Origin of the sequence: Pedobacter sp. 22163 (assembly GCF_052045595.1) — a bacterium.
GTDB lineage: Bacteria > Bacteroidota > Bacteroidia > Sphingobacteriales > Sphingobacteriaceae > Pedobacter.
Genome location: NZ_JBQEPM010000012.1, coordinates 90,156 through 106,205, shown reverse-complemented (window position 1 = coordinate 106,205; position 16,050 = coordinate 90,156). Strand labels below are relative to the sequence as shown.

The 16,050-nt window shown below is 41.7% G+C and carries 8 protein-coding genes; 6 read left to right on the top strand and 2 right to left on the bottom strand.

Translation table 11 applies throughout. The features are described 5' to 3' along the window. Positions 1-447: 447 nt before the first annotated feature. From ACTJKN_RS24755 to ACTJKN_RS24745, 3 genes are all read left to right on the top strand, one after another. Complete coding sequence (locus ACTJKN_RS24755; protein WP_440828323.1) at positions 448-3,543, top strand: SusC/RagA family TonB-linked outer membrane protein; 3,096 nt, start codon at positions 448-450, stop codon at positions 3,541-3,543. A gap of 9 nt (positions 3,544-3,552) precedes the next feature. Beyond that, the gene (locus ACTJKN_RS24750) at positions 3,553-5,487 is read left to right on the top strand and encodes a RagB/SusD family nutrient uptake outer membrane protein (RefSeq protein ID WP_440828322.1); all 1,935 of its coding nucleotides are present in this window, start codon (positions 3,553-3,555) and stop codon (positions 5,485-5,487) included. A gap of 353 nt (positions 5,488-5,840) precedes the next feature. Beyond that, positions 5,841-6,020, top strand: a complete 180-nt coding sequence (locus ACTJKN_RS24745; RefSeq protein ID WP_307531229.1) for a histone H1 — start codon at positions 5,841-5,843, stop codon at positions 6,018-6,020. 312 nt (positions 6,021-6,332) lie between these two features. Here the strand turns inward: ACTJKN_RS24745 and ACTJKN_RS24740 are convergent, their stop codons facing one another. Continuing rightward, positions 6,333-7,469, bottom strand: a complete 1,137-nt coding sequence (locus ACTJKN_RS24740; RefSeq protein WP_440828321.1) for a PAS domain-containing sensor histidine kinase — start codon at positions 7,467-7,469, stop codon at positions 6,333-6,335. Continuing rightward, positions 7,462-8,256, bottom strand: a complete 795-nt coding sequence (locus tag ACTJKN_RS24735; protein ID WP_440828320.1) for an alpha/beta fold hydrolase — start codon at positions 8,254-8,256, stop codon at positions 7,462-7,464. Before ACTJKN_RS24735 ends, ACTJKN_RS24740 begins: the two co-directional genes overlap by 8 nt. 1,211 nt (positions 8,257-9,467) lie before the next feature. Here ACTJKN_RS24735 and ACTJKN_RS24730 point away from each other — a divergent pair. The 3 genes from ACTJKN_RS24730 to ACTJKN_RS24720 are packed head-to-tail and all read left to right on the top strand — an operon-like array spanning position 9,468 to position 16,046. Beyond that, a complete protein-coding gene (locus ACTJKN_RS24730) occupies positions 9,468-10,853 on the top strand; it encodes an IPT/TIG domain-containing protein (RefSeq protein ID WP_440828319.1) in 1,386 nt (461 codons plus the stop codon). Positions 10,854-10,874: 21 nt separating this feature from the next. Further along, the gene (locus ACTJKN_RS24725; protein ID WP_440828318.1) at positions 10,875-13,955 is read left to right on the top strand and encodes a SusC/RagA family TonB-linked outer membrane protein; all 3,081 of its coding nucleotides are present in this window, start codon (positions 10,875-10,877) and stop codon (positions 13,953-13,955) included. Positions 13,956-13,967: 12 nt separating this feature from the next. Beyond that, entirely contained in the window at positions 13,968-16,046 is a 2,079-nt protein-coding gene (locus ACTJKN_RS24720) for a RagB/SusD family nutrient uptake outer membrane protein (protein ID WP_440828317.1), read from the top strand. Positions 16,047-16,050: the final 4 nt, after the last annotated feature.

Below are 16,050 nucleotides of genomic sequence, written 5' to 3'. Positions count from 1 at the left end.
AGCTACGGGTTGCCATCTTTACTTATAGCACCAACAACATTCGAAATTTCCGAGTTTTTGAAAAGGTCGTACTACAATTTTTTATAGCTTCGAAAAAATAAATAATCAAAGCGGTTTCCCTCAATATTTGTTGTCGTTAAAGATTGTGAAGTGGCTTTTTTATTGCATCTGGTTAGTTTACAATCGATTGCATAAGATGGCTTCATATTTTGTGGTCGAAAATCTTTTCCTCGTTTAATAATCGTTTTTAGTCGATTCCTTCCTTTGAACATTTATTCCATATTTATGAACAATTGACACTTACACTTTTGTGCCCACCGAATAACTTTACCTCTATCATGCTTGTCTGCTCTTGTTTAGGGATAATCATTATCTAATTTTTTAGGATAAGCAGTCGGCTCATTACTAAGTGAAGCATGAATTTTAACCATTATAAACCAAATTTTTATGAGGAATGAATTTTTACAGTTTTTTGTAAAGCCTGGTGCAGGACTTTCCAAATGTCTAGCCAAACTATCACTGATTGCTTTTTTTGCACTTTTTGTGGTTGCTGCACATGCACAAACCCAGGTAAAAGGGCGTGTTGTGGATGATCAGGGGAAACCCCTTCCAGGTGTAAGTATTCTGGTCAAGGGAACCTCAACCAGTACAACAACCCTGGGTACAGGAAACTTCAGTATTGCGGTTCCAACAAGCAATTCGGTGCTGGTGTTTTCTTACATCGGGTTTACAAGTCGCGAGGTTCCGGTCAGAAATCAAAGCGAAATCAATGTGACATTACTCCCGAGCGCTGCAGAACTTGAACAAGTTGTAGTAGTGGGTTATGGAACCCAGCGCAAAGAATCGGTAACTGGTTCTGTGGCTAACATCTCGGGCGATAAAGTTCGTGAAATACCCGCACCGAATGTGGCACAGGCTATACAAGGTAGAATAGCGGGGGTGAACATTTCACAAACTTCTACCAAACCTGGTGCAACCATGCAGATCCTGATCCGTGGTCAGCGTTCACTTTCAGCCAGTAACGACCCGTTGGTGGTGCTTGATGGGATTCCATTTCCGGGCTCCATTGGTGATATTAATCCCAACGACATTAAAAGTTTGGATATTTTGAAAGATGCTTCTGCTACAGCGATTTATGGTTCAAGGGGAGCGAATGGAGTGATATTGATCACCACTAACCGTGGCCAACAAGGAGCTCCTGCCAAAGTATCCTATAATTCATATACCGGCTTACAAACCCTTTTCGCCAAATATCCAATGATGGATGGCCCGGAATTTATTGCCTTGCGCAAGGCAGCTGGATTATTTACAACCAATGGCGTAGATGAATCTAACGACGTAAATACCGACTGGCAAGATTTATTCTATGATAAATCGGCAGTTGTAACCAGTCATGATGTTGGTGTATCGGGTGGATCTACTACTGGCAGCTACAGTTTTGGGGGCGGCTATTATCAGAATCAAAGTCTGATCCCAACTCAACAGTACACCCGGTATTCAATGAAAGCATCTATGGATCAGCAAATTGCCAGTTTCTTAAGGATTGGATTTACCACCAATAACAATTACAACTTAAGTGAAGGCAATCAACTCGGCGTTTATGGAATCCTTAGCAATTCGCCTATTGCAAATCCTTACAATGCAGATGGCAGCCTAAAAAGAACAATCAGAATGCCTCAGGATGAATCGTGGATTTACACCCGCGAACTTACTGAGAGTCTCAGTGATAAATGGCTTAATGAAACGCGTGGCTTTGCTACCTATAACTCTTTTTATAGCGAGATTAGCATTCCATGGGTAAAAGGACTAAAATACCGTACCAATCTCGGCCTTGATTTTATCCAGAGTAATAATGGTAACTATACTGGTGTTGGAATTGGAAATGCCACTGCTACTACAGTTTCAACTGCAGGGGTTAGCAATTCGCAAACCTACCATTGGACACTTGAGAATTTATTGACTTATGACAGAACCTTCTCAGAAAAGCACAACATCAATGTAGTTGCCTTATATTCTGCTGAACAGAATAAGTTCAATTCCTCATCCATGTCAGCACGTGATATTCCGTCTGATGCTTTTCAGTTTTACAATCTTGGCCAGGCCAATGGAGAATTAACAATCGGTAATGGAAATTACAACCTAAGTGGGCTGATGTCTTACATGGGAAGAGTGATGTATGCTTATGATAATCGCTATCTGATCAGTGCAACCATCAGATCTGATGCATCATCACGCTTGGCGCCAGGACATAAATGGAATACTTATCCGGCTGTTTCTGTGGGTTGGAACCTGATGAATGAGAATTTCATGAAAGGGATAACCGCTATCGACAGGTTGAAGATCAGAGTGGGTTACGGTCAAACATCAAATCAAGCTGTAAATCCATATCAGACCCTTGGTTTGCTAAGTTCGCGCCCTTACAATTTTGGCGATAACAACTATGCCACTGGATATTATGTTTCTAAGTTGCCAAGCCCGGATTTAGGCTGGGAATATTCACAGACCTGGAACTATGGCCTCGATTTCTCCTTACTAAAAAGCAGACTGACAGGAACATTTGAATATTATGTAACCAACACCAAAGATATATTATTAGATGTTGCACTACCTTCTACCGCTGGTGTGGGCAGTTATACTGCAAACATCGGACAAACACAGAATAAAGGGTGGGAACTTAGTGTTAACGGTAATATTTTTAACGATAAGGGAGGCTGGTCATGGGATGTAGGATTTAACCTTTATGCAAACCGAAACAAACTTGTTGCTCTTGCATCAGGCCAAACCAGAGACGAAGGAAATGCTTGGTTTGTGGGCCATAACATCAATGCCATTTATGATTTTGAAAAAGTAGGTTTATGGCAGGCCGGAGATCCATATCTGAATGTTTTAGAGCCAGGCGGTAATGTGGGGATGATTAAAGTAAAATACACAGGTGATTTTGATGCAACCGGCAAACCAACAAGACCGATTGGAGCAGCAGATAGACAGATCATGGATGTGGATCCTAAATTATCAGGTGGATTTAATACCAGAGTAGCTTATAAGGGATTTGACCTTAATGTAGTAGGATTATTTAAAGACGGTGGAATTTTGCTTAGTACATTATATGGTTCTTCCGGATACCTGAATCTCTTATCTGGTAGAAGAAATAACGTTAAAGTTGATTACTGGACACCTGAAAATACAGGAGCAAAGTATCCAAAACCTGGCGGTATTGCAGGCGGTGATAACCCTAAGTATGGAAGTACTTTAGGTTATTTTGATGCTTCTTTCTTAAAAATCCGGACCATCTCTTTAGGATATGATTTCAATCGGAGTTTGTTAAAAGATTCCAGATTGAAGCTCCGGATGTACTTAACCGTTCAAAATCCTTTTGTGATGTTCTCTCCATATCATCGCGAGTCGGGCATGGATCCTGAAACAAATTCATACGGCGATGAAAACGCTGCGGTAGCATCGGTTTATCCGCGGCGAATTTTAACCATTGGTACCAATACCCCATCTACCCGTAACTATGTAGCTGGTCTTAATTTAACATTTTAATATACCGATATGAAACGTATACATTTAAATATAACATTGAGCGTTTGGCTTGGGATGGTCGTTTTCTCAGGCTGTAAAAAAATTCTTGAAGAAGAACCCCGCAGTGTCTTTACACCAGATTACTTTAAAACCGTAACAGGCGTAAATGGTGGCCTTACAGCAATGTACGGTCACCTCCGCAACATGTATGGGCAGGCCTATTATTATAATTCGCTAATTACCGGTACCGATGAGGCTACTTGGGGCAAAGATGCTGATGGCAATTTTAAGGATATGGATTGCTCAGGTGTTGGGTCAATACTTTCTACAAGTTATCCCAGCAGCGTATTATGGGGAGAAGCCTTTCCGAATATTAATACAGCAAGTGGCGTAATTGAGAATGCCAGTGCCGCAGGTATTGCCTCTTCATTGGTTGCGGAAGCAAGATTCTTCCGCGCCTTTGATTATTTTTTGTTGGTACAGACCTTTGGTGGGGTACCACTCGATTTGGGTGCCGGACAACTTAAATTCAATACCAGTCCCGTAAGAACATCAGTTCGCAATACAGTTCCCGAGGTATATACAAAGGCAGTATTTCCTGATTTATTGACTGCCGTTGCCGATTTACCTGTTGCAGCCCGCGTTACGGGAGGGGTAACAAAAACTTTGGCACGACTGTATTTGGCAAAAGCCTACCTAACTTATGGCTGGTGGCTGCAAAACCCCAACAATATCCCAACCTATCCTGCAGCAAACCGTACTGATCCTGACGGACATGACGCAAACTGGTATTTTCAACAAGCTTATGATGTTTCAACTGCAGCCATAGAAAGTCCTGGATCTTATGGTTTGGTAGATACCTATTACGATGTGAATTTAGGATCGAATGATCGTAACAAAGAAATGTTGTTATATGCTGATCATACCCAAACGAGCGAACGTTTTAATGGCGGTAGTTTAACCTTTGGTAGTGGTGGGGCACCTGATAATTTTGCAGGTTGGATGATGACCTGGAATTACACCAATATCAGAAGCGGAGGAATCAGTTCGGTTCAGCGTGAAGCCGAGCAACACCTTGGCAGGCCATGGAACCGGATGGCTCCTCCTATTGAAGTGTTTAAAAATACTTTTGCCGATAAAACATTGGATTCGCGTTATGATGGTACCTTTACAACGGTATATCGTGGAAATTGGCCTAAAGGATATAACCCTCCAGAATCAGCCCCTGCCTCTTTGGTTAATGCCAATGGCTTGTCTATTGTTCCCGGAAATGCCGTTTTAACTTTTCTGGATGCTGATAATAGCGCGGTGAGTTATCCAAGCGGAGCCGGAACAAGTAATGTTGGCGCAGGCACATTGCCAGGAAGGGCAGATTATGTGATTTCCCCATCGGGAATAAGCAGAATTGTTTATCCGGGTCTTTGGAAACTGGGTCCTTACCGCACAGATAATGGCACAGGTTTAGGTCAGCCAAATGCAGGTAGTACCCGGCCTTATCCTATTGCAAAGTTTTCTGAACTTTACTTCGTAGCTGCCGAAGCTGCTGTAAAAGGCGCTACACCCAAAGCAGGTAAAAGTGCACGCGAACTGATTAATGTGGTGAGGGCCCGTGCCGGAAAATGGCGTTGGGATAATAATGGTAATGTGGCAAAAGTAGCCGACAATAGTGCAGCCATGATTGCCGCAACCCCAGCAACAATTGATATCAATTATATTTTGGCAGAGCGATCGCGTGAATATTATGCGGAAGGATACAGAAGATTCGATCTCATTAGAACGCAAAAATGGGCGGAGTTATCCACTACTTTCAGTATTGGTGGTATAGGATATGGCGACCATACACCAATAACTGTTACCAGAACGATTACTCCGAATCTTTATCTCCGTCCAATTCCACAAGGGCAGATAGATGGCATGCAAATGTCTGATGAGGCAAAGAAAGCATATCAAAACCCTGGCTACTAAATTTAGAGCAGGCAGATTTATCGAGAGAAATCTGCCTGTTTTTTTTAAAATGCTTATGGTTTAACTATTTGATTATAAGTATTTTAAAAATAAGTATCAATTAACGCGCTATGGTAGAGAATATAGAATGCTTAAATAGAGGCTATTTTTAAATTACTACATCGAACGGACATTTATTTTAGTGAAAGATGGTTGCAAAGCGACCAATTGAGTTTAGCAGTTATCCTGAAATATCGATTTTCAGGGGTTATTTTTCGCTTTTTGATTGAAATGTTTAGTTTTGGAGCTGGAATACGGTTTCCTAAAACAAAATTATTTAATACGAGCGGCCTTTGGCCCTTTAAAAAACAGTTATGGACAAATTCAAACAGGTACAAGAAGTGATTGCTTCAGTTGAGGCTGATGTAGCAAAATTTTATGATGGCGGAAACGGAGCAGCTGGTACACGTGTACGTAAGGCAATGCAAGACCTTAAAAACCTTGCCCAAGAGATCAGGGCTGAGGTTACCGAGAAAAAAAATAGTGCAAAATAAAACAGGAGACTGTTTTGGGAAATAAGGCCACTGGTGTAAATCAGTGGCTTTTTGCGTTTATAAGCTTGCTGTGTTTGTGTTTTTTGGCAACAGCCAGGCTCATCCGCTCATACGCCTGCTGGCATTATGCACAGGGCAGGTATCCACTGTTATTCCTGTTTCGGAAATGGTTTACATTTGTTGGTTTTAATGTAAATAAGGTTTTTAGATATTTTCATTCGTATTTTTCAAGGAAACATGCCGTTTTTTAATAGCCCATTCATATCTCTGAAATAACGTAGGTTTCTAACGGAACTAAACCAGTTTAGGTAATTAGTCTGGGAGGCTTTGGTTGGCAATAGGGGCATGGAATGTAAAACACGTTTTTTGATAGTCTGATGTGACAGTCAGCGTTCCATTATGGCTCTTTGCTATCTCTGAAGCAATGTATAATCCCAGTCCAAGACCGTTCTGACTTGATTGTGCACCTTCTCTATGGAATGGGTGGAAAATGTGTGCCATTGCCTTCTCAGGAATGCTTCCGTTATTGGAGATGGAAACCTCCCAAAAGTTGTCTTTTACCAACGCTTTGAACACAATAGGGGTTTCAGTCGAACCGTGGGTAATGGCATTCGCGAGCAGGTTAGATATTAACTGAGAGATGCGTGAGGGATCGCATTCTACAGTTTCACCAATTTCGAAATCTGATTCAATATGTCTATCAGGCCATGCTACCTTTAATTCGTCACTTATCTGGTTGAGCAGCGCTTCAAGATCAACAATAACGGGGTTTACGGGAATGCCTCCACCTAAACGGCCATGTGCAAAATCCATGATGTTGTTGATCATCTCATACATTCTTTTAGAACCCGATTGTATGATATTAACAAGCCTTTCTTCCCGCTGGTTAATATCGGTTCTTGCAAGCAGCTGAGCTGCGCTCATAATTCCACCTAGCGGATTACGCAGATCATGGCCCAAAACTGCAATAAACTGTTCCCTGAGCTTGGAGTTTTTCTGTTCAATGTTTAACTTATCTTCGGCGAGCTGTTTTGCAATCTGGAGATTTTCTTCATACAGTCTCCGGTCTGACGCCTTAAACAAGGTAAACCGCATGAAAAGAGGTTGGTTATTGTCTCCTTTTCTTTCATAGCCGTTAATGTAAACGGGCATTTTTCCATGACCTGAATTGGCAAGTTCTACAGCTACTTCATCAAAATACCCTTGCATCCGCAACAATGGCCAAAGGTGGGTCTCGAAATAAATCTTACCTCCAACGGCTAGGAGATCAGAAAAACGTTTGCCCTGAAATTGATCGGGAGTACTGTTTAACCATTGTGCCGTGCGGGTGTTTACGCGGACAATTTTTCCCTCCCCATCAGTAATCACAAATCCGCATAGTGCGGTTTCAAAAAAATCGTCAAAATCTTTTGCTAAGGGTGATAAGTGAGTGATATGGTTATTATCCATTAAGATAGCTGATCATGTTTGCAATTGTTTCTTCAGGAGCACTTAAGTTTGGGCAATGGCCTGTGGCGTCCATAACAACAAGTTTACTTCCCGGCATATGCCTGTGCATATAGTGACCTACTTCAACAGGTGCGATCACATCATTACTGCATTGCAAAATTAATGCGGGCACATTTGTTTTGTCTAAAATGTCACGTTTATCTGTCAGAAAGGTAGTACGGGCAAAATGTTTGGCAATTTCAGGATCTGTTTTACAAAAACTATTGGATAATTCATCCCCAAGTTCCTTCCTGTTTGGATTTCCCATAATAACCGGAGCCATGGCCATAGACCAGCCAAGGTGGTTGTTGTCCAGGGATTCGAGTAATTCTTCAATTTCTGCTCTGTTAAAGCCACCTACATAATCATCCTGATTGATGTAAGATGGAGAGGGGCTAACCAGAATGAGGCATTTGAAAAGTTCAGGAGCAATTTCTGCTGCAATAAGTCCCATGACTGCGCTCACCGAATGCCCGACGAAAACCATATCTCTAAAATCCAGCGTATTTGCAATTTCTACAATATCTTGGGCGTAGCCATTAAGATTATTGTATTTCTCGTATGAATAAGCAGAAAGATCTGAGCCACCAGCACCAACATGATCAAATAATATAATCTTGTAGTCAGCCTCAAAAGCAGGATAAACAAAACGCCACATATTCTGATCACAGCCAAAACCGTGTGCGAACATCATCACTTTCTCGCCAGCTCCTTTGACAATTACATTATTTCTTTCAATTACATTCATATCTCGATTGTTTGTAAAGATAATGCTTTTTAAAACTGAATACTATGGTATGTAGGAGATTGTTGGTGTTCAAAGGTTTAAAAAATTATGAGCGCCTTTATCTGCTTTTGGCTTTCTAAGACGTCGCTAATCACACCTGGTTAATTTCTCCTCCGTTAAAAATACTTTAGAGAAGGTTATCTTCAAATGGAGAAAGGAGAAAAGAACCGGGTTTCCGGCAGAAAAAAGACGAAGTAATACATTTGTTGATAAATTGGAAGCTGCCCGATATAAATGTATTTGAACACCTATTGTTTCTATTGATAGCTTTTATGGTTTCATTGATGAAGGGCTAATGTAAGTTTTTAAGCGCCTAAAATGGTTTTCAGAAGCTTATCTGTTAAGAGTAGGAGCTAATTTACAGTTAGTTACCTTAAGTCTTTGCGTATAGCAATTTGACAATTTGAGACAAATCGACAAAAAGTTGAACAGATAATAATGGTGCTATTCCTTTACTTTGATTTCAATTAACCAAATAACAAACCTTACTGCAAATTTCTTCCACCAGCAACACTATGCTTTTGCAGTTTTAATACTTTTTTATGAGATACAAATTATTTGTTTCAGACGATTGATAATCAGTAATTTATCTAAAACCAATAAATCAGGGAAATTAAAACTAAAATGATGCTATGCTCAAATAAATACTTATCAGTTCCAGGTACATTCCTCGTACCAGAAAAACAAATCCGTATTGATCCTGTAAGCAAATACTAAAATAGGCCAATTTTAGTAGTAATAACGCTGCATGCAGTGGAACATTAGATTGCAGTATAGTGCCAATCAGATGTTATTAATGGATCAAAATTATTGCTGTTAACAATAAAACGATTTACTGATTTAGCTTATCTAAAACACCATTGACTAAACAAGAGAGGTAAGCATATCCTGCAACATGTTGTGGGCCTGCCAGCTTGATAAATAATGTTTTCTGCAGAAGGTAAGGGGCTTTATTGATCCGTGATCGGCACTACAGTTGTAACGCCGAAGGACATTGCTATGCCCATTCCATGGAAATATTGCTTCATGTTGTCAGCTTGAGGGTATTACGATCCAGCGATTTCGAAATTTTACAGCAATGCCACAACCACTATTAGTTAGTGTTCAGCGTGGGAAAGAAATAATAAAATTCAGTGTAACCCGGCTAAAATCCGGATAAAAGCAATATGTATATGAAAATTAAAAACAAGGTTAAAACCAGGCATTGGCAAATCTGTTGGGTGCTGTTCGGGTTGATTGCGCTTTCCTTAACACATTGTAAACATGATGAACTGCCGCAAGAAATTGGTTACGATCCATCTAAGCCCGTAACCGTCAGCGATTTTTACCCTAAAGCCGGAAGTGTAGGAAATAACCTGGTGATATATGGTGAAAATTTCGGAAACGATCTTTCCAAAATAAAAGTGATGATCGGAGGAAAGCCAGCCAAAGTTGTCGGTGTAAAAAATAATGCCATTTATTGCATCATTCCCGAAAAGGCCTATGCCGGCGATATAAAAGTAAGTGTTCTCGGTGGTAACAATGAGGAATTGGCCCATGGTGCCTCAAAAGAACCGCTTTCTTATACCAGAAAACTGCTCGTTTCTACCTTTTTAGGTAAATACTATCAGGTGCCAACTAATTTTGAGGAAAAGGAAGGCCCCTTTAACGATTGTGGTGGATTTAAGGGAATACTGTGGCTCACTTTCGATCCTAAAAACTATAACCACCTCTATTTCTCTGCCGATGTAAACAGTTGCCGTCTGATTGATTTCGAGAAGCAATATGTGAGTTACTTCAGGACGGATCTCGATAGGGTATCGATATTAAACTGGAGAATGGACGGAAATCAGGACATGATTGTTTCTCACAACCATTCCAGCGACACCAAAAATGGCAATTATCTGTTCACCCGTGAATCTAATTTTGTTCAGAAAAAAGCAATCGAGGTTTATGCACGGGGTGTAAACGGTACAATAGTTCATCCGCAAAATGGAGAGTTGTACTATTCGCGGTTTAGAGCGGGCGATATCCGCAGGTATGACTTCAATACCAAAGAAGATAAACTGGTGTTCTCCAATCCTTATAGTGCTGTGGCCGTTTACATGGTGATGCATCCCTCCGGAGATTATGCCTATCTGGTCGAGTTTGAAAAACATTTTATCATGCGTACCGACTACGATCGTGATAAGAAAACCTTCAAAACGCCATATACCATCTGTGGTGCAGCGGGTACAGCAGGTTATGCCGACGGAATTGGCACTAATGCACGTTTGAACAATCCTGTACAGGGGGTATTTGTTAAAAATCCAGCATATGAAACAGCGGGAGGTGACCAGTACGACTTCTATTTCTGCGATAAGGCCAACCATGCGGTACGCATTTTAACACCACAAGGAAGGGTAAGTACATTCGCCGGGCGTGGGAACAATGGTACAAGCGGTTATGCCGATGGCGATTTACGTACCGAAGCCCGTTTCAATAACCCGCAGGCCATTGCCTATGATGATGTGAAAAAATGTTTTTATATCGGTGATACCGGCAATTGGCTTATCCGCAAAATAGCTAAAGAAGAATAATTGATGAAGACCAAATATATAATGATGAGATTAATTTTACTAACGTGTATGGTGCTGATTGGTGTCTCCCTTAATGTTTTCGCACAGGAGGTAACAGTAAAGGGAACAGTAACCGATATTGGCAAACAGCCCATCCCAGGGGTAAGTATATCTGTTGCCAACCTGCCCGGACTGGGGGCAATTACAGACGGTGATGGGAAATTCAGTATCAAAATGCCTCCTTACCAAACATTGGTATTTACTTATGTGGGTTACGAAAAACAGGAGGTATTGGTAAAAGAGCAGCGTGTTGTAAATGTTAGCCTGAAAGAATCAGATGCCAGTGTATTAAACGAGGTGGTAATTACCGGTACAGGTGCAGAAAAAAAGATATCCATTACAGGGGCCATTACAACTGTAAATGTAGACCGGCTTAAATCTAACCCCTCTACATCAATAGCAGATGCGCTGGCAGGTGTGGTACCAGGTATCCAGGCCATGCAAACCTCAGGACGCCCGGGCAGCATTTCTGAATTTTGGGTGCGCAGTATTTCTACTTTCGGAGCCAGTAATGCAGCGCTGGTATTGATTGATGGTTTTGAACGTGATATGAACGAAATCAATGTGGAAGATGTGGAATCCTTTTCCGTATTAAAAGATGCTTCAGCAACAGCTATTTATGGGAGCAGAGGTGCAAATGGTGTAATTTTAATCAAAACCAAACGTGGCAAGGAAGGCAAAGTAAATATTAATGCAAAAGTAGAAGGCTTTTACAATACCCTTACCAAACTCCCTGAATTTGTGGATGGCTACGCGTATGCGTCGATGGCCAATGAGGCAAAAATTGTTAGAAATCAGGAACCTCTTTTTTCGAGACCAGAACTCGAAATACTGCGCCTGGGCTTAGACCCCGACCTGTTCCCCAATGTAAACTGGATGGATGTGGTGTTGCGTGATGCAGCAAAGAGCCAGCGTAGTATGATCAATTTAAGCGGAGGTGGAAAAACTGCACGTTATTATTTATCGGGAAGCTACCAGAACCAGCAGGGCATGTATAAGGTAGACGATGCATTGAAAGACTACAATACCAACGCCAGTTTTAATAAATATACTTACCGTTTGAGTGTGGATATGGATATCACCAAATCTACCTTGCTCACAGTAGGTGTTTCGGGGTCGTTACGGAAACAAAATGATCCCGGAGTGGGCAGTGATGCCATATGGACGGCGCTGATGGGATACAATGCAATTACCTCTCCACTGGTATATTCAGACGGGAAGATCCCTGCAAGTGATGATGGCGATACCAATCCAGACAATGATATGGATCGCTTTAATCCCTGGGTACAGGGTACCATGACCGGTTATAACGAAAGCTGGAGCAATAACATCCAAACCACATTAAATCTGAACCAGGGTCTGGATTTCATTACCAAAGGTCTCCGTTTTGTTGGCCGCTTTGGTTATGATACTTATAACAATAATTATATCAAACGCTACAAATTCCCTGAACTGTGGAGCGCCAACCGTTACCGCGATACCGAAGGCAACCTGGTATTTAAACGCATAAAAGAAGAACAGAAAATGACACAAACTTCTGGTTCCGACGGCGATAAACGTGAGTTCTTTGAATGGGAAACACATTATAACAATAATATAGGCGAACATAATTTCGGAGCCATGGTTAAGTATAGTCAGGCATCGAAGGTATTTACCCAGAATATCGGTTCTGATTTAAAAAACGGAATTGCACGACGGAATCAGGGATTGGCCGGACGAGCCAACTACAACTGGAAATCGCGCTATTATGTTGATTTCAATTTCGGTTACACAGGTTCTGAAAATTTCCACAAAGACTACAGATTCGGATTTTTTCCGGCCATCTCCGGAGCATGGAATATCGGGGAGGAACCAATCGTGAAAAAATTGGGATGGGTAGATATGTTTAAAGTGCGTTATTCATACGGAAAAACAGGGAACGACAACTTAGGTGATATCAGGTTTCCTTATCTCTATACTTTAGAGCAGATGGCTGCAGGAGGATACAATTTCGGTGATTTTGATTCTTCAAACCCATGGACAGGTATCCGTTATTCTTCAGTAGCCTCGCCCAATGTTACCTGGGAAATTGCCACTAAGCAAGATCTGGGGATTGATTATTCACTCTTCCATGATAAATTTAGTGGCTCGGTAGATTATTTCCGCGAACGCCGTGATGGAATTTACATGAGCCGGAATTTTCTGCCCGGCTACGTAGGTTTGGAGAATAATCCTTCTGCCAATGTGGGCGAGGTGAAAGCAGCCGGATTTGATGGCAGTTTTACTTATAAACAAAAGGTAAGCAATGTAGATCTCACCTTACGCGGCAATGTTACCTATAGCAAAAATGAAATCCTGGAAAGAGATGAAGAAAATACGATTTATACTTACAAACTGCAGGAAGGCCATCGGGTAGACCAAGCCAGGGGGCTGATGGATTTAGGCCTGTTTAAAGATTATGATGATATCCGCAATAGCCCGAAACAATCCTTCGGTGAGGTAATGCCGGGCGATATTAAATATAAGGATATTAACGGCGATGGTATTATCGATGATAATGATATTGTGGCTATCGGCGCAACAACCAGACCAAATCTTACCTACGGATTTGGGCTCTCGGCGAGCTGGAAAGGCCTTGATATCAATGTGCATTTTCAGGGTGTAGGAAAATCTACTTATTTTATTAACGGATCGTCGGTTTACATGTTCAGCTTAGGTCAGAATTGGGGAAATATCCTGAGTGATGTAGCCAATAGCAACCGCTGGAAGTTAGGTGAAAATGAAGATCCCAATGCCGATTATCCCCGTTTAACCTATGGTCCAAATGCCAATAACTACCGTGCATCTACCTTTTGGCTAAGAGATGGTTCTTACCTGCGTTTAAAAACATTGGATATTGGCTATTCGCTGCCTAAAACCTTGGTAAACAAGGCTCACCTCAATAATGTGCGTTTCTTTTTTATTGGCACCAACCTGCTCACATTTACCAAATTTAAACTGTGGGATCCGGAATTAGGGAGTTCAACAGGAAAAGTTTACCCGCTTAGCAGAACAATGTCATTAGGCGTATCAGTTAATTTATAAGCAAAGAAGAATATGAAAAAAATGGTTATCGTTTTAGCTTTCGCAGGTATTGTTTTAATTGCTGGCGGATGTAAAAAATATCTCGACTCTGATTACCTCTTTGATGAGCGTTTAACCACAGAAGAGGTTTTTACCAATACCGATTATGCAAACAGATGGTTGGCGCAGGCCTACTCTTTTTTGGGTAGTAATTTTATGCAGGATGTAAGCAGTAAAAAATATGTGCCCTTTAATTTTGCGGATGATATGTATTACGGCGATGAAAGCGACGGATACAAAAGATGGAAAAACGGACAATACACTGAAAACGGATTGAACGGCGAAAGCAAAGAAATATGGAACGTGGCCTATAAAGGCATCCGTCAGGCTTCTATATTTATTAATAATATCGATATCAATAAGCAGTTTACAGCAAAGGAAATTGCAAACCTCAAAGGGCAGGCACGCTTTTTAAGAGCCTACTTTTATTGGGTACTGTTACGTACCTATGGCCCGGTGCCAATTGTACCCAATGAAGGGATTGATTACACCAAAGAGTATGATGAAATTGCACAGCCACGGAATACCTATGAAGAATGTGCCGTTTACCTCTCGAACGAACTGGTAGAAGCCGCCAAAGGACTTTCACTTCAGCAGGGGATACAACAGCTGGCAAGGCCAACCCAAGGTGCAGCTTTAGCGCTCCGTGCCCGCATACTTTTGTATGCCGCAAGTCCGCTGGCCAACGGAAAAGCACCTGCCGATGTAGCTGCGGCACTGGTTACCAAAGATGGGAAACCCTTACTTTCCCGAACCTATGATGAATCCAAATGGGCCAGGGCTGCTGCTGCTGCCAAGGATGTAATGGATATGGGCCAATACCGTTTATACGTTGCTTATAAAAAAACAACCGGCGATGCTGCTTATCCGGCAACCGTTACGCCTCCATTTGACAGTAATTTTTCTAATAGTGCCTGGCCTTCGGGTTGGAGCGATATCGATCCTTATGAGTCGTACCGTGCTTTGTTTAACGGAACAGTTCCTGCCTATCAAAATCCTGAACTGATTTTCACCCATGGCCAAAACCAGGGGGGCGAAGGCATAAACGTTTTGGTACTGCATCAGTTGCCGCGCCTGGAGGGCAAGGGCTACAATTCGCATGGCATGACCCAAAAGCAGGTAGATGCCTATGCCATGAATGATGGTAGCGATATACCAGGAATGAACAGCATGTACGCCGGCAGACAGGGTTATGAAGGCCGCTATAATACCCAGCCCCGCACAACGGGTTTTGTAACGCAGACGGAACTGACCAAATACCCCGAATTAGGGCCTTTGGGCGTTGGGGTAAATAAACAGTTCGTTCAGCGCGAACCCCGCTTTTATGCTTCAGTATCGTATAACGGTTCTACCTGGAATCTCCTCAATGCAGAAAGCGTAAGAGATGAAAAAAGTAATGTTCAGATATTCTACTACCGTGGCGATCCTAATGGTTATAAAAACACTACCTACTGGCCACGTACAGGGGTGGGTATTAAAAAATATGTGCATCCGGATGATATCAGTAATGTGGCTGTTACCGCTTATGATCAAACCCGTATGAAGCAAAAGGTTGATCCTGCTATCCGTTATGCAGAAGTATTACTGATTTATGCAGAAGCCTTAAATGAACTGAACGGATCTTATAACATCCCATCGTGGGATGGAAGTAAAACACAGGTAATTTCAAGGAATATTTCTGAAATGAAAAGAGGAATCCAGCCGATCCGTATTCGTGCCGGGTTAGCCGATTATCCGGGAGATGTTTATGCTGATCCAAATCGATTTCGTATAAAATTGAAGAGAGAACGCCAGGTAGAGTTATTTGCCGAAGGGCATCGCTATTTTGATCTGCGCCGTTGGACCGATGCACAATCGGAAGAGTCGGCGCCAGTTTATGGTTACAATGCCTATGCCACTAAAGCGCAGGCAGACCTTTTCCATAATGTGGTTGAAACGCCATCCTTACCTTCCATTTTTACGCTCAAAATGTGGTTTTGGCCAATTCATTTTGATGAATTGAAGCGCAACAAATACCTGACACAAAATCCGGGCTGGACAAATCCTGAATAACAAT

Excerpts from the sequence above, each read along its gene's own strand:
- ACTJKN_RS24755 (WP_440828323.1), top strand. The coding sequence starts at position 448 with ATGAGGAATGAATTTTTACAGTTTTTTGTAAAGCCTGGTGCAGGACTT.
- ACTJKN_RS24720 (WP_440828317.1), top strand. The coding sequence starts at position 13,968 with ATGAAAAAAATGGTTATCGTTTTAGCTTTCGCAGGTATTGTTTTAATT.
- ACTJKN_RS24735 (WP_440828320.1), bottom strand. The coding sequence starts at position 8,256 with ATGAATGTAATTGAAAGAAATAATGTAATTGTCAAAGGAGCTGGCGAG.
- ACTJKN_RS24750 (WP_440828322.1), top strand. The coding sequence starts at position 3,553 with ATGAAACGTATACATTTAAATATAACATTGAGCGTTTGGCTTGGGATG.
- ACTJKN_RS24745 (WP_307531229.1), top strand. The coding sequence starts at position 5,841 with ATGGACAAATTCAAACAGGTACAAGAAGTGATTGCTTCAGTTGAGGCT.
- ACTJKN_RS24725 (WP_440828318.1), top strand. The coding sequence starts at position 10,875 with ATGATGAGATTAATTTTACTAACGTGTATGGTGCTGATTGGTGTCTCC.
- ACTJKN_RS24730 (WP_440828319.1), top strand. The coding sequence starts at position 9,468 with ATGAAAATTAAAAACAAGGTTAAAACCAGGCATTGGCAAATCTGTTGG.
- ACTJKN_RS24740 (WP_440828321.1), bottom strand. The coding sequence starts at position 7,469 with ATGGATAATAACCATATCACTCACTTATCACCCTTAGCAAAAGATTTT.